At 41.3% G+C, this 15,013-nt stretch carries 15 protein-coding genes; all 15 read right to left on the bottom strand.

Features of this window, described 5'->3' with window-relative positions; all coding sequences use genetic code 11:
• The coding region (locus tag VMW39_05685; protein HUW23503.1) for a trypsin-like peptidase domain-containing protein at window positions 1–2,242 on the bottom strand (2,242 nt) is incomplete at its 3' end.
• 44 nt (window positions 2,243–2,286) lie between these two features.
• Complete coding sequence (locus VMW39_05680) at window positions 2,287–2,469, bottom strand: hypothetical protein (protein ID HUW23502.1); 183 nt, start codon at window positions 2,467–2,469, stop codon at window positions 2,287–2,289.
• Window positions 2,462–3,187 carry a LemA family protein gene (locus VMW39_05675; GenBank protein ID HUW23501.1) on the bottom strand — a complete coding sequence of 242 codons (726 nt, stop codon included), beginning with the start codon at window positions 3,185–3,187 and terminating at the stop codon, window positions 2,462–2,464. Before VMW39_05675 ends, VMW39_05680 begins: the two co-directional genes overlap by 8 nt.
• A gap of 48 nt (window positions 3,188–3,235) precedes the next feature.
• Window positions 3,236–3,874 (bottom strand): tetratricopeptide repeat protein, encoded by a 639-nt coding sequence (locus VMW39_05670; protein ID HUW23500.1) that lies wholly within the window; start codon window positions 3,872–3,874, stop codon window positions 3,236–3,238.
• A 40-nt stretch (window positions 3,875–3,914) separates the two neighbouring features.
• On the bottom strand, window positions 3,915–4,550 hold the full coding sequence (locus VMW39_05665; GenBank protein HUW23499.1) for a tetratricopeptide repeat protein: 636 nt from the start codon (window positions 4,548–4,550) through the stop codon (window positions 3,915–3,917).
• A 142-nt stretch (window positions 4,551–4,692) separates the two neighbouring features.
• Entirely contained in the window at window positions 4,693–4,965 is a 273-nt protein-coding gene (locus VMW39_05660) for a hypothetical protein (protein ID HUW23498.1), read from the bottom strand.
• Window positions 4,966–5,029: 64 nt separating this feature from the next.
• Window positions 5,030–5,668 carry a hypothetical protein gene (locus VMW39_05655; protein HUW23497.1) on the bottom strand — a complete coding sequence of 213 codons (639 nt, stop codon included), beginning with the start codon at window positions 5,666–5,668 and terminating at the stop codon, window positions 5,030–5,032.
• Entirely contained in the window at window positions 5,661–6,419 is a 759-nt protein-coding gene (locus VMW39_05650; protein ID HUW23496.1) for an AAA family ATPase, read from the bottom strand. The genes VMW39_05655 and VMW39_05650 overlap by 8 nt, the downstream gene beginning before the upstream one ends.
• A 146-nt stretch (window positions 6,420–6,565) precedes the next feature.
• Window positions 6,566–6,814 (bottom strand): hypothetical protein, encoded by a 249-nt coding sequence (locus tag VMW39_05645; GenBank protein ID HUW23495.1) that lies wholly within the window; start codon window positions 6,812–6,814, stop codon window positions 6,566–6,568.
• Window positions 6,815–6,829: 15 nt separating this feature from the next.
• On the bottom strand, window positions 6,830–7,294 hold the full coding sequence (locus VMW39_05640) for a NifB/NifX family molybdenum-iron cluster-binding protein (protein HUW23494.1): 465 nt from the start codon (window positions 7,292–7,294) through the stop codon (window positions 6,830–6,832).
• 5 nt (window positions 7,295–7,299) lie between these two features.
• Complete coding sequence (locus VMW39_05635; protein ID HUW23493.1) at window positions 7,300–7,884, bottom strand: HEAT repeat domain-containing protein; 585 nt, start codon at window positions 7,882–7,884, stop codon at window positions 7,300–7,302.
• 300 nt (window positions 7,885–8,184) lie between these two features.
• Entirely contained in the window at window positions 8,185–9,585 is a 1,401-nt protein-coding gene (locus VMW39_05630) for a sigma-54 dependent transcriptional regulator (GenBank protein ID HUW23492.1), read from the bottom strand.
• 14 nt (window positions 9,586–9,599) lie between these two features.
• A complete protein-coding gene (locus VMW39_05625) occupies window positions 9,600–10,829 on the bottom strand; it encodes an HD domain-containing phosphohydrolase (protein ID HUW23491.1) in 1,230 nt (409 codons plus the stop codon).
• Window positions 10,830–11,009: 180 nt separating this feature from the next.
• Window positions 11,010–14,387 carry a PAS domain S-box protein gene (locus VMW39_05620; GenBank protein ID HUW23490.1) on the bottom strand — a complete coding sequence of 1,126 codons (3,378 nt, stop codon included), beginning with the start codon at window positions 14,385–14,387 and terminating at the stop codon, window positions 11,010–11,012.
• A gap of 45 nt (window positions 14,388–14,432) precedes the next feature.
• Window positions 14,433–14,984, bottom strand: coding sequence for a cupin domain-containing protein (locus tag VMW39_05615; GenBank protein HUW23489.1), 552 nt, complete (start codon window positions 14,982–14,984; stop codon window positions 14,433–14,435).
• Between the last annotated feature and the right edge of the window lie 29 nt (window positions 14,985–15,013).

Raw genomic sequence — 15,013 nt, 5'->3', positions numbered from 1 at the left:
AAGGGATACCTCTGGATAAATCTCCTTTCTTTATTGCTTTTAAGAAACTTACCAAATCAGGGGTCGATTTATTATTCGCTTTCTTAATTATGTCACCATCTTTTATTCCGCAGTTTAATGCCAAACCTTCTGTTTCAGTGGCAATTATCCCCCTGGCGTCTTTCGGTAAACCATAAGTAAATGCGATTTCTGGAGTGATGGTAATCGCAGCAATTCCCAGGGAGACGATTTCCGCACTCCCGGTTTCTATTTCCGCATTTTTCAATAGATTAATCGATTTATTTTGTATGGCTGCCGGTTGAGCTTGCCCCCAGCCACCCCCCGCAGTCTCAAGTTTAATATCCAGACGTTTTCTTCCCCGCAGTATGGTCAACTTGACCTTATCGCCGGGTTTCTTCTTTGCTAACAAAGTTCTTATTTGCGTTTCATCAGTAATTCTTTTGCCATCAAAACGAATGATTACATCCCCGCGTTTTAATCCCGCTTCGGCAGCCGGTGAATTAGCATAAACCTCATTTATCAGAATGCCCCTGTCTACCGGAACATTCATCTGTTCAGCGAGAACATCGTTTAAAATTTGTATGTTTACACCCAGCCAGGAGGGTGCATCTTCCGGTACTCTCGTGTTAGGTTGTTTTTGTCGCCCAGCCATCAGATATGCTCTGGGACTGGGGTAACCTAAGAATTGCATGGCAACTTTTCGGGTAGACCCATCCATATAACTGCTAAACACCTCTTTTGCCTGATTTATTGCTACAGCAAAACCTAATCCCGTGTGTGTTTGAGTAGGGGAATAAATTGCTGTATTTATCCCGATAACTTCACCGCGTAGATTGACCAACGGACCGCCGGAATTGCCCTGGTTTATGGGAGCATCTGTCTGGATGAGGTTATTAAGTTGATGTCCCTCAATGACCGTGAAGGCCCTTACCGCACTGACTATGCCCGACGTTACTGTTTGGGATAAACCGAAGGGATTACCAAAGGCTAAAACCGTATCACCTACTTGAACTGCATCGGAATTTCCTGTAGGCACAACCGGTAAGTCGATATTCTGCGGGTCTATTTTTACGATAGCCAGATCGCGGTCAGATGCCTGGGCAACTATCTGACCTTTGAAACTTCTCTGTCCCTGTGCAGTAAACAACGTCACCGTAACAAACCTCTGTCCTGAAACAAGATGTGAATTAGTCAATACATATCCTCTTTTAGAAACAATTACGCCAGAACCCAGACCCTGAAATCCTGGCATAACTGCTCCCTGGCCAATGGAAGGCAGAGGTGCATTCTGAATGACCACGGGTGGGGCTTGTTGCGCCGTAGGTTGCATCCAAACCTGTTGTTGTCCTGGAAGCGGGTTATTTGGTAAGCGGGGACAGAACATCGACGAACCGCAATTGGGACAGGTAATTGAGGACCAGGGAACACCTGGCTGGCGCGTTACTTTCATTCCACAATTGGGACAAAACATAGTAAGGACATTCGAACCAAATCCTTGCCCTCTTATACCCCAAGCCTGCATCTGTCCCTGCGGCAATTGGGAAGGTGGCAACCATGCTTGATTTTGGACCTGTGGGTTCTGGCCTATGACCGCTCCGCAATTAGGACAGAGAATTGGAGCTAACGGCCTTTCAGGTGGTTCGACAGTTACCCAACCACAGTGAGGACATTTACGCCATGCCAAATCAGGGATTTGATTTCCCATCACTCCCCATTTCTGAAAAAGTGGTCCTGCATTCCCTGGGGAAGGTGACAACCATGCTTGTTTCTGTACTTGTGGGTTTTGCACTATGACCGCTCCGCAATTGGGACAGAGAATTGGAGCTAACGGGTTTTCCGGATGGTCAATAATTACCCAACCACAGCCAGGACATTTACGCCATGCCAAATCAGGCGTTTGAGTTTCCATTGCTCCCCATTGCTGGAAAAATGGTTGAGCATTGGGCAGGCTAATTCCCACAACGGCTGGTTTTACTAATTCCACAACATTATGATAGGAATCCTGTGGTATCCTGATAGTGGCCTGATTAGGTTTATTCCCTGACTTGATTCCAGCAGGAAGATTTGTCTTGCCCAAAAACATCCTGTCTTCCCAGACAGGTTCCCTGCTTTTCCATCCTTTACCTAACACTATCCAACCTATCACAATGACAATTAGAACTACTAAACCTACTAACCACGGTTTTAGTTTTTCTTTGGCACAAGCATTATTAGAATCCATTGTTTTATTCTTTGTTCTCATATCGCTGAACTCCGAGAAGCTTGATATAGAATACCGGATATACTCTATTTTGTTCCCGCAGGTTTTTTACCAGTATTCTTCAGTCCTAAACCAATCAAAGTCAACCCAGCAAGAACAAAAAGAACTGCTATCACTCCTCTGATAATATCCCAGATGAACCACCACCAGGAAACTATCGCCCATAGACCAATAGCAAGGACAACTAAGCCAGTAATAATTTTATTCATCTGTAGAATCCTCCTTCCATTCAAAATCCACTTCCGGTGCTTTCAATAAGTCACTTTCAGCACCAATGTATGGTTTCCGTTGACCAAATCCATAAATTCTACCCAGAATATTTGTGGGGAATGTACTTAGAAGTTGATTATATGTTCTCGCCACCTCGTTATATTTTGCCTTCTGTTCGGCAATACGATTTTCTGTATTGGACAGTTCTTTAATTAAATCTTGTATAGACTCGGTAGCTTTTAAGTCCGGATACCGCTCAACAAGAGCCAATAGCTTTGATAACGCAGCATCAAGTTTTTCCGCAGCTTCCATTCTCTGTTTAACATTTTTCGCCCGGACGAACATTTCTCGCGCATCAGACACATGCTTAAATATCTCTTCTTCGTGAAAAGCATATTTTCTTGCCGCTACCACCAGGTTAGGAATTAAATTAGTGCGTCTTTTCATTTCCACCCCTACTTGAGCAAAATATGCTTCCGCGCGAGTCCCTATTCGGGCATAATCGTTGTACCAATGAATAAGTGCCCAGATAACGACAGCAATTGCTACCGTTAACAGCGTTCTCAATAACCACGCTAAGATTTGATGCTTACCAAGATATCCTTTTACACTTCCCGTTAACTTCTTAATTCCATTTAACTGTCGTTTTGATAATGCGTGTATTGGATATAATTTGTCCAGATATGTTCTTCTGATTACTGCTCTTATAAGACTCATTTTTCCAGTAATTTAAACGGCAATCTTTGAAAGAGTTCTTTTAGTCTATTAATCAGTTTCTTCGGCTTCCATCGCCTGGCGGAAGGCATCAATTGCCTTGTTATGTTCACCTTTACCATCGTAGGCTAATCCTAAACTGTAATAGTATTTTGCTGTCCGTGGATTGAGTTCAATTGCTCTCTCATAAGTTTTAATAGATTGCTCGTGCATTTTTTTCCTGTCGTAAAGTAATCCTAATCGATAGTACGTTTCAGGTTGGTCGGGAAAAATTTTCAACGACTTTCTGTATGAACTTATTGCTTTGTCAATCATATTTTTCTTATTATAGGCTAAACCGAGACGGGTATAGATTTCTGCTTTATCAAAAGCCGTAGATTGGATACCATTAGGCTCAAGTTTTAATATCCTCTTATAACAGGTAATCGCCTCATCCCATAATCCTTTTTCGCCGTAGGCCAGACCAAGTTTGTAATAGGCCCCTCCACCGGATGGATTAAGCTCTATTGCTGTTTTCAAAGAGACTATTGCCTGGTCCATTTGGCCTTTATCAGCATATTTCTCTCCCACTTTGCTATAAATTGTTGCCTGATCTAAAGATCTTGGTTGGAAAAGCTGCTCAATCCCTTCAAGGAATCTCTTAAATGCCAGTCCCAGCATCTGTAATAAGATTTCGATTTTTGCTAACATCTTCGTCCCTCCTCCTATTGCTAGATTGTTACATCGTCTTTTACTCTTTATCTATTACCGGTGATTCTTTTTCCTGCAACTCCATCGCTTTTCGTAAAAAATCTACCGCCTTGTTGTGCATATTTTTGCTGTCATAAGCTAACCCTAAACTATAATAATATTTGGGCTCTTGAGGATTAAGAGAAATTGCTCTGTTATAAGAGAGAATTGCCTTGTCGTGCATTTTTTTACTATCATAAAGTAAGCCCAGTCGGAAATAATACTCGTCGTGATGTGAATCCAGTTTTATTGCTTTTTTATAACACTTTAAAGCTTCCTCTGTTTGATTAAAATAGTCGTGGGCTAAACCTATACGATAATAAACCTCATGATTTCGTAGTCCTAACTCAATACTTCTATGGTAGAACCTCATAGCTTCCTCCCAGCTTTTTATTCTCGTATAGATTCTGCCTAATTGAAAATATGCATCTTTATCGCGTGGACTGAGTAAAATGACCTTCTGGTACAAATCAATTGCATCCTTTTCCCAACCTCTATCCACGCATTCTCTACCAACTTCCGCATATACCTTACTCACCTGTTTCGGGTCAAGGCTAAGAAATTTCTCTATAATATCGAGTAATTTTTCCCAGTAGAGAATAAGGAACTTTAGAAATAATCTTAATTTTATGATCATATTCGAATCTCAATGTTTATTAAAAATTTCCCACAAATATCTGATTGTAGATATTGCTGAAAAATGGTAGCCGACGGCTTTAGCCGGCGCATATAAACGCAAACTAAAGTTTGCGACTACCAAAATCGATTCTTTCATATGTTCACCTGGATTTCTTTTTTTTGCCCACGCCTAACGCCATCCCAATAGCGCCACAGGTAATACCCCCTGCCCAAAGACAGAGTCCTACTGGCAGAGCAATTTCAAATATGCCAGCTAAAGTTACCCCGGCAATCGCGCCCAGAACTCCAGTTCCTGCACCGGTAATCGTAAAAGCAGCTGTCTTAACGGGACGTCTCAAATCAATACCCGTTTTCTTTTCTTCTAAGTTTGTTTCCCACAACTTTTTCCCATTAGTAACTTTCTTTTTTACCACCTCAGACCTCCTATTAGATTTTTTTTAGTGTGAAGCCCAACTATCTAAGGAACGAAAATCTAAACTAAATTCCTTTCTCTATCTTTTGTAGCTCTTTTTGACAATTTTTTATCTGTTTAATTAGGTTCTGTACCCTTTTTTCTTTTACGATAGCCCTCTTTTTGTCCGCCAATCGGTAACATTTCTCGCCGAGAATACCGAAAAGTTTCTCCATCCTGCTTTTCAGGTGACCAGCTTTAATTTTCACCTGCACACGCCGAATAATTTTTTTAGCTTCTTTCGGCCCGGCTACTACCCCGGAAGCAATTGTCTTAGAGAAGTCGGCAGTTATTTTACTGGTGACCTTTCCCGTAGCCTTGGCAACAGTCATTATTTCCTTGGGCAGGAGTACCGCTCCCTTTTCAACTCTTTTCAGCCTGTTCCAAATTTTTGCTGGTAGTTTGGACTTTTTCGCTATTCTTTTAGCCTTCAATCTGGAAGGTCGTCGTTGTTTGCTTGGTTTAGCTTTTTTGGGTCGCCCGGGTTTTTTCTTCATTCTCTTCTTTCCCTCTTTTCCTTCAATCCAGGCATAAGGGTCTTCTCCAGAGACTCTTCTTTTACTCGTTAAATGCCGATTCTCACGTATTCCTCTTTTACCTAATAGCTCCTCACCCAATGCTTTCCTTTTCCTTTTGCTTTTGCTTTTGCTTTTGCTTTTACTCACGAGAAACTACCTCCTTTGCCAATTTCATATAGTCCTCTGCACCATAAGAACCCGCACTGTATAAAGTAATGGGCAACCCAAAACTGGGACTCTCGGCTATGCGAACATTTTCTCGAATAATAGTTTTAAATACTTCCTTTTTAAAATATCCCTTTATTCTGTTCAAAACTTCCTGACTTAGATTTGTGCGCACATCGTACATTACGGGGATAACCCCGGTTACTTTAAGCAGAGGATTAACTTTTTTCCTTACGATTTCAATTGTCTCCAAAAGTCTATTTATTCCTTGCAAGGCAAAAAATTGAGTCTGGATGGGAATAAATATCTCTCGCACAGAGGTTAACGCATTCAGGGTGAGCAACCCTAAAGAGGGAGCACAATCAATCAAAGAATAGTCGTATTTTTTAAATGTCAAGAAAAGTCGGTCTTTGAGTATTGTCTCCCGGCTGGGCATATTCACCAGTTCAATTTCTGCCCTGGAAAGGTCGATATTAGCAGGAATGATATTTAAACCCTCAACTCCAGTGGGAATAATCACTTCCTCTGCCTTAGTCTTCCACAATAGAAGGTCATAAATCGAACATTCTAACTCGTTACTTTTGATTCCAAAATGGATAGTTAAATTAGCCTGTGGGTCTAAATCTACTACCAACACTTTCTTTCCCAACTGAGCCAGACAAGCTCCCAGATTCGCTACCGTGGTTGTTTTACCCACACCACCTTTTTGATTGATTAAAGCTATCGAACGCATTCTCTTTTTCCTTTACTTCATTAGAAATTCCATTTCTAACGACCTCATCCTTCAGCATGGAGATATGGCAAATCAGAGCGAGGATAAATAGATGCGAAACTGCAAAGTGTTCATAGAGTGCCTCGCCGTCCCCCGGTTTTGCTCCGCTACCCCCGGGGGGCACGGCAAGGAGGGGGAGTTACTCTCCCGGTAGATTGATAAGCATCGACCATTGACCAAATCCAGACAATAACTAAAAAGAACCAACCAATAACAATAAAAGACAATGCCCAGGAAATGATATAGGCGATAATAAATCTTGTTCCTTTACCAAACTCTTGATTATAAATCTGTCCCAGCCCGGGTAAGAGAAAAGAAAGGACAACTGCCAGACCTCGATATGGATGATTAGCCATCCCTTACTCCTGGTTTTATATTTTTAGACAGTTAGCTTGACAACACATACAAAATTGTTGATTTTGAACTTTTACCAATATCCCCAGTAAATATTTCTCTATTGCAACATCGGCATCTTTCTCATCAACCAGGATAACTCTAATATTGTGACTGTTGAGATTATCAATTGCACTTTGGTTCATATATCTTCCGATTAGGATCTGACAATCACGAATCTCTGAAACCGCTTCATTCCGTATTCTTTCTACAAATTCCCTTGTTTGAACCGATACCGTTTTGGGACAGATATTGGCTCGGTGTGGGCAACAGAGATTCTCTCTGACTGTTCTGCTATTAACTTTATTGCCTTCAACTTCATAAATGATAAAACAGCAACATCTCCCAAAATGGGGGGAAATGCTTTTGTCGTCATCTGATGGAATAGCTATTTTCACTCTATCCAGTTTTTTTAACCTTTCCTTAACAGGATCCCGGCCCACTGGTTTTATTGTGGATATTCCTGGTCAATTATTTTGTGCAGCACCCGTATAGTTTCCTGACGAACCTCCAAATCAGGATCTTTCAGTTTCTTAGTTAAAATGGTAATAACATCTTTGTCACTTAACTGGCCTAAAGATTTCACTGCTCCCAGACGAACGTCTTTTTCTTTTGAACTTAAATTAAGAATGGCCTGGTGATAATTAATCTGTTCTTCGCTACTTTTTTTAATCTCAGTAATCTGGGTTTTTATCCATCCTATCTCAGCTTCACATTTTTTCAATTCACGAACGAAGCCTTTGATCTCCTTTCTCTGCCAGATGTTTTTTGCCTTCTTTCCTGCTAATTTAAATATCATCTCACCCATTTTAGTGAAGGTAGCCCATCTTTTCTTTTCCCATTTCTTAAGATCACTTTTTAACCTTTTAATTCTTAATGTCTTTCCGCTCACTTGAATTGCTTCAACTGTTTTCATCTTGATGAGACCGGGCATAGTGCCAGCTCTCTTAGCCACTGCTAACGTTTCTCTGGCTATTATCCCTGCTGTCTTTCCGGAAACTACCTGCACTTTCTTTAATAATTTTTTACTCATCTTTTCTCCTTTTCAATTTAGAGTTGTCTCTACTCGGTCAGGAAGCAACTTTCCTGCCATAAAAATTTATCAATAAGAACCGGCTGTCTTATGGATATCAGATTCTTGACGATAAAATGGATGAAACCAGGGCATAAACTGAGTTTAACTGGCTCAATAATTGTATATCTGGGATACTAATTAAAATGAGTAATCTTTTTACATAAATGATTCAAGAAAAGGTGAGTTTACCGACAATAAATATTGATAAGTTGTGCAATGATTTGGCAAAATGTTGAATTATTTACCAAATTAGGAGGGTTATTTTTTTCGGAAGGATTTAAAAGAGGCAATTTTTTTCTCATCAATTCCAAAATGTTTGAGCTTATTATATAAGGTATGGCGAGTGACACCTAAAATCTCTGCTGTTTGACTGCGATGTCCACGGCAATGTTCTAATACCTTTTCTATATACATCTTTTCCAGTTCCTCAAGGGTAAGATATCTCTCCTCAGGAGGCATTAAAAATAATTGTTTTACAGTCTTATGTTTCTGAATGATAGGCGGTAAATCTGCAACTTCAATACTATTTCGTTCGGTTAGAATTATTACCCTTTCAATCACATTGCGTAGTTCGCGAATATTTCCCGGCCAATCATATTCCTTCAACATTTCCAGTGCTTCTGGAGAAATTGTTTTTTTCCCTTTACCGGAAACTTTTAAATTATCTAAAAAGAAATTAACTAATAAAGGTATATCATCCGGTCTTTCTCTCAAAGGCGGAACATTTATAGTCACTACACTTAAACGATAATAAAGGTCTTCCCTAAACCGACGAGAAGCAACCTCTTTATATAAATCCCTGTTAGTAGCACAAATGATTCTTAAGTCAATCTGGATTTCCTGGTTACTCCCTAAACGGCGAAAGTCTCCGGTCTCCACCACTCGCAATAATTTAGATTGTAAACTTGGGCTTATTTCACTGACTTCGTCCAAAAATAGAGTCCCGCCATTAGCTGTCTCTAAAAGACCGCGTTTCAGACGAGTAGCGTCAGTGAAAGCACCCTTTTCATATCCAAAAAGCTCACTTTCCAAAAGAGTATCAGGGATAGCACTACAATTGATTACAATGAAGGATTCATCCCAACGCGAACTATTCTTATAGATGGCATTAGCTATTAATCCCTTACCGGTGCCTGTTTCTCCTTGAACAAGGACAGCAGAATCAGTGGGAGCTACTTTCTGGACCAAATCCAAAATCGACTTCATTGCCGAACTCTCTCCCACCATGTTAGAAGGGAGACTGCGGCGTGACAATTTCCCATTTCCGTCGCGCCTACTCTTGTGCCTCTTACAATGCTCAATGGCTCGTTCAATAGTGGAGATTACTTGATTTAAATCGAAAGGTCTGCTCAGATAATCGTAAGCGCCTAAACGCATCGAATCAAAAGCTGAGCGCATCGTGCTATGTTCGCCAAGCACAATAACCTCGCTAAGGGGATGCGTCTCCTTGATACTTTTCAAAACCCTGTTTCCTTCTATGTCCGGCAATTCCGAGCTTAACAAGACAACTTGAAACTTTCCATTTTCTAACTCTTCCAGACCAGTATCTCCATCAAAAACTTCCTCCACATTGTATCCCATTTGGAGCAATTCTTTTTTTAGATTTTTCCCTATAAATTCTTCACCACCAATTATTAGAATATTTTTCCTCTCAGCCATAGAAAATTCCTGATTCAGTAACTTACATTACTGATTTTTTTCTGAAGTTTCTTATGACATTTTGGACACATAACATGAGAACCATAAAGGATTTCGTTGTAAGGCAACCATTTGTCAAAAATAAATAGTGACTTGCACCAGGCACATTGTATCCTTATTCTTTTATGAGAATATGTTTCTGCATTTTTTCTAAAAACAGAGGATATTTCTTTAAATTCCTTATTATATTGTCTGAATATCTTCAGAATATCCGGGTCGTATTTATGATTTTGTTTATGTAATATAATATCGCATATCTTTTTATGAGAAAACGCCCCTCTATAACGCCTATACGACGTAAGAGCATCATATGCATCTGCTAAGGCACAAATTCTTGCAGAAAAAGGAATATCTTTACCTTTTAAGCCATATGGATAGCCGGTTCCGTCGTAATTTTCATGGTGATAAAGCGCTATTTCTCTTGTTATCTTAAAAAATTCGTGCAAATCATGCTCCACACCTTGCTCAATTGCGGATAACATTTCATATCCATAATGAGTATGAGTTTTTAATATTTCGAATTCTTTTTTTGTAAGAGAGTATGGTTTCATAGTTATCCTTTCGGGTATATTTATCTTGCCAATATCGTGTAGCTTACTTCCAAGATACATATACTCAATATATTTTTGGTTAAAAATTTCACCATAATCTTTCTTCTTCCCTAATTTTTCACAAATTAAACGAACATATTGTGAAACTCCTTCCATATGGTCCATAGTTTCATGTTGACCTTTTGTCTTCACCAGACATGCTAAAGCTGTTTCGGTTATCGCCATAAGTAACGATAATAAAGCATCCTTTCGAAATACATTTGTAAATTTAACTTTTATATTATCTATAATAGCTTGTTGACCGGAACACCTTATAAAACTTATAAATTCAAGGGAATTTCTAAACATCGCCCGGAAATCATCAGCCCCATATTTTGAATACTGGAATGCATCCCGAAAATTTGGTTTTTCTGAAACTACTATTATTTTAGAATACGGAGAAATATCTTTAAAGTAATTCAATACACGAAAACCTTCAGTTACGCCCTCTGATATTTTAAGGAAAATCAGGTCAAATTTACGATTTTTATAAACTTGTTCTACTTCCTCAATCTTTTCTCCTTTATGAATAGCATAAAGTATGTCTCTATCAACCCATGGTTGTATGGTATTTTCTATACCGAAATTGAGTAAAAGCACGTCTATTTTTTTCATAATGTTAGGAGTAGCTCCGATTTATCGGAGCGTTTAGGAGTAGCAGAGCTTGCTCTGCGTCATTATCGCGAAACAAGTTTCGCTACTCCAAAAACCCTGGAGCCCCCCGATTTCATCGGGGGAGTCCAGAATTTGCGACTACCAAAAATAAGAGGGAGTTCCTGGCGTTATACAAGCGGGTCATTCATTCTTGTCTGTTATTATTCTTTGCAATATTTCGTTCAGTTCTTCAACTTTATATGGCTTAACAAGAAAACCACTAAACCCATATTCCCTGAAGTTGGCCATTACCGGGTCATTGGAATAACCGCTGGATACAATTGCTTTAACCTCAGGGTCTATCTCAATTAGTTTCTTGATGGTTTCCGCTCCTCCCATGGTACCGGGAATGGTTAAATCCAAAATAATTGCATCAAAAGACTGCTGGGACTCTCTGGCTTTTTTGTACACCTCAACGGCTTCCACACCGTCTCCGGCGGACTCTGACTCATATCCGATAAGATTGAGCATATTGCCGGTAACATCTCTGACCATCTTCTCGTCATCTACTACCAGAATCTTGCCATTGCCGGCAAAGATTTTTTCTTCTTCCTCCTTTTTTGTTAGGAATTCCTTGGGGAGAGCAGGAAGATAGACATAGAAGGTTGTTCCTTCTCTTGTTTTGGATTCTAAGGTAATGTATCCCTGGTGATTTTTAATTATGGAATAGGTGGTGGCAAGTCCAAGACCGCTTCCTTTCTGTTTGGTTGTGAAATAGGGGTCAAATATCTTAGTGAGGTATTCTTCAGGTATACCAACTCCCTGGTCTTTGATGGATATCTTTATATATTCTCCCTCCTTCACGGGAAAACCATAATTCGCGTCTATAGTAATATTTTCCGCACACACTTCAATTATTCCCCCTTCCGGCATAGCCTGGTCGGCATTGATAATCAAATTGTTGATAACCTGACTTATCTGCCCCTCATCAACCTCAACCGGCCAGAGATCGGCTGGTATGGAAAACTCACAACGGACATTGGAACCTCTCAAGGCAAACAGGGCTGAATCTTTTATTACTTCCGCAATAGAGAGTATCTTCTTAATTGGCTCTCCGCCCAGGGAAAAGATGAGCAATTGCTTGGTCAAATCCCTTGCCCGCAGGCACGCTTTTTCCGCCTCTGTCAATCTTTCGCCAATTTTATCTCCTGGTTCTGTATACATCTTTGCCACAGAAATATTGCCCAAAATCGCCATTAAAAAATTGTTAAAATCATGGACAATGCCGCCGGCAAGAATACCTACTGATTCGAGTTTGCTGAATTTTAGAATCTCTTGTTCCATCTTCTTGCACTCGCTGATGTCGCGGGTAACTCCCAGTATCCCTACAGCCCGGCCATCCTGGTCGCGCAGAAAAGACATTGTGCTCTCTGTCCATATAGTGGAGCCGTCCTTGCGGATTAACTCCAGTTGTAGCGTCCGTGACCTGAACAGGTCTTTCTGTTCCATTTCTTCTATAGCCAGTTCTTCTGCAAGAGCCTTCCTAGTAACCCCAAGGGAGGCAGGAGTCAATCTCTCTTCCAGTGTCTGGGCCATCGCTTCCTCAACACTATATCCTCGTACACTCCTCACAGAGGGGCTAATATAAGTGAACTTAAAGTTCATATCTGTGGTCCAGATAATATCCTGCACATTCTCGGCAAGTAAACGGTAGCGTTTCTCACTCTCCTGTAAAGCGTTTTCTGCTCCCTTGCGTGCCAGCCAGAATCCCAGGTATTTCCCCACCATTTCCAGGAAAGTAATATCAAACGGTACGAACTGCCCTTTACGCCTATAGTTCAGCTGGAGCAAACCGAATGTATCTATTTCGGTTCTCAATGGAACAAAAGCCACAGATTCGTAACCCTTAACATTGCACTTATTCCGCATCCACCCCTCGCGGTCGGCCTCTGCAGTCGAGGTCTGGAGTTTACTAATGCTATTCGTCCAGAAGCTGCCGTTTTCAGTAAAGAAGGGCTTAGCAGGGTCGAGGTGGCCTGAGATGACGCTTCCACATATACCCTCCAAAACAGGGTTGCCTGTGTCGTCGCGCACGATTTGACCATCGCCGTCACGGGTGCAAAGGTTGCTCTCCATTCTCACGAACTCCTCAGGAAAGCCCTCTGTCTGGAAGTAGGGAAAATCGTCCCCTTCGCGCAGGCGGATGCCAATACTACCACAACCCGAACAGCTCTTGAGGAAATGGATAGCTCCCTGCATCGTCTCCTTGAGAGAGACTGCCTTGTTGAGCAATTGAAACAAATTAATGAGGCACTCACGCTTCCGTTCGATTTTTTTCTCCAGAGTAATGTCCCTGAGAATAGCAACCACTCCCGTGACCTTTTCCTCATCGTCCCTGAGAGGGTAATAGGACACCTGCAGGTCACGGTTACCTGCCTGCGGATCCTCATATACCATCTCGAAGCGCACGTTCTCGCCTCCCAAGCAGCGGTCGAAGCTTGGCTTGACTTTCGTTTCGAAAACGTCCTCGCCCACCAATTCTACCACAGTGTGACCAACGACCTGATCCTGATTCAAGCCGCGATATCTCATAAAAGCCTCATTGGTGAGGCAATAGACGTATTGGCGATCCAGTACAGCAATCATCTCCTGCGAACTCTCCACGGCCTTTTGATACTCCTTCAGTGTCTCCTCTCCCCGCTTGTGCTCGATAATCCTTCCCAATCGCCCGGAAATAGCTTTGAGCAAGCTTCTCTCTTCTTTTAGGAAAGGTCCCTCGTCGCTTTCTGGCTTTTCTTCCAAGAGACAGACTTCTATACTGCCAATCGGCTTGCCGTGGACAATGATGTCACTGGCTTGCTTCCAGATGGTTTCTCTAAAGTTTTCCGTTCTAAACTCTTGACCCTCCAGGATAATTCGTGCGCAAGTGATTTCTGGATACTGCCAGGCGGGGGTAATGAGACCAATTGTCCCTTGAAATATCTCCCCTAACGAAATGCCCGCCTTCTCCACGAGCTGAGAAATGTCAAAGAGACAATTCAGTTCCTTGACCCGCTCGCCAAGATCGTGCGTGCGCTTCCCCAGATCACTTTCCATCTGCTTGCGCTCGCTGATGTCCATACCCTGGGCTATAGTGGCTAAAAGGGTCGTGCCGTCTCTAGCATAGATGTTTGCCGAGTTCCAGAGTGCCAACTTGATATTTCCGTCTTTGCAAAGAATTGGAATTTCCACCGATTTCCAGTATTCACCACTCAATGTGCGTTCGATCTTGCTTAGTGATTCGTCTCGGCTTGCTTCAGGGAAGAGCATGCGCAGTTCTTGGCCAGTGACCTCGTTAGCTGTATAACCCGTAAGGTACTCGAAGGCATGGTTGAACCGGGTAATCCTGAACTCCTTGTCCCATACGATGATAGGAACGTTCGCATAGTTGATCAGATTCTCTAAGTAGCCCCGTGCCTCCCGCAACTCCTCCTCCGTCTTCTTGCACTCGGCTCTTAATGCTTCCAGTTCAGTAAGCTGCTGACGCATTTTCCCTAATTCTTCGATGAGTTGCTCTTTTGTCTTATCTTCACCGTTCATCCCGTGTGCCTCCTGAAATTAGAAATTTATCCCGTTAGAGATAAATTACATAATTCTTCGGGGAGAGAAAACTACCCAGAGAACTTTTGCTTTACCATTACCAATATTCCTGAACTTATGGGGAAGCATAGAGTCAAAGGAGATACTATCGCCTTGTTCTAATGTGTAAAATTCCTTTCCAATTTGCACTTTAATCTTTCCTTCAAGAACTAAACCAAACTCCTCCCCTTCATGCATACTCAACTGCTTTCCGGTATGACCTTTTGGCTGTAATGTAAAGACTAATGGCTCCATTAAAACTTCAATTCCACTGGAAGTTAGTATCTCTACAAATGCATTAGAATCTTTTAAAAAAAATCTTTCTCTTTTGTCTCTCTTTACAATAGTTTTACGAGGGACTCTTTCTTCTTTGAAAAAATAGTCCAACTTCACATGCAAAGCCGTAGCAATTCTCTTGAGGCTCTCTACTGAAGGATAGACTATCCCCCTTTCAATCTGTGAAAGAAAACTAGCACTCACGTTCGTTCGCTTAGCCAGTTCCTCTAACGTGAACTTTTTCTTAAGTCTAATCTCTTTGATCCGTTGACCAAATTCCATTTTTCATCTTCTCTTGTCAAAATTAAGAT

The sequence above is a fragment of the bacterium genome (assembly GCA_035530055.1).
Lineage (GTDB): Bacteria > UBA6262 > WVXT01 > WVXT01 > WVXT01 > WVXT01.
Note: the sequence above shows the minus strand (reverse complement) of the source record. Positions and strands in the feature narration are given on the sequence as shown.

What these genes read in the sequence shown, in the direction of transcription:
- VMW39_05680 (HUW23502.1), bottom strand. Translation starts at nt 2,469, where the DNA reads ATGAATAAAATTATTACTGGCTTAGTTGTCCTTGCTATTGGTCTATGG.
- VMW39_05675 (HUW23501.1), bottom strand. Translation starts at nt 3,187, where the DNA reads ATGAGTCTTATAAGAGCAGTAATCAGAAGAACATATCTGGACAAATTA.
- VMW39_05670 (HUW23500.1), bottom strand. Translation starts at nt 3,874, where the DNA reads ATGTTAGCAAAAATCGAAATCTTATTACAGATGCTGGGACTGGCATTT.
- VMW39_05665 (HUW23499.1), bottom strand. Translation starts at nt 4,550, where the DNA reads ATGATCATAAAATTAAGATTATTTCTAAAGTTCCTTATTCTCTACTGG.
- VMW39_05650 (HUW23496.1), bottom strand. Translation starts at nt 6,419, where the DNA reads ATGCGTTCGATAGCTTTAATCAATCAAAAAGGTGGTGTGGGTAAAACA.
- VMW39_05645 (HUW23495.1), bottom strand. Translation starts at nt 6,814, where the DNA reads ATGGCTAATCATCCATATCGAGGTCTGGCAGTTGTCCTTTCTTTTCTC.
- VMW39_05635 (HUW23493.1), bottom strand. Translation starts at nt 7,884, where the DNA reads ATGAGTAAAAAATTATTAAAGAAAGTGCAGGTAGTTTCCGGAAAGACA.
- VMW39_05630 (HUW23492.1), bottom strand. Translation starts at nt 9,585, where the DNA reads ATGGCTGAGAGGAAAAATATTCTAATAATTGGTGGTGAAGAATTTATA.
- VMW39_05625 (HUW23491.1), bottom strand. Translation starts at nt 10,829, where the DNA reads ATGAAAAAAATAGACGTGCTTTTACTCAATTTCGGTATAGAAAATACC.
- VMW39_05620 (HUW23490.1), bottom strand. Translation starts at nt 14,387, where the DNA reads ATGAACGGTGAAGATAAGACAAAAGAGCAACTCATCGAAGAATTAGGG.
- VMW39_05615 (HUW23489.1), bottom strand. Translation starts at nt 14,984, where the DNA reads ATGGAATTTGGTCAACGGATCAAAGAGATTAGACTTAAGAAAAAGTTC.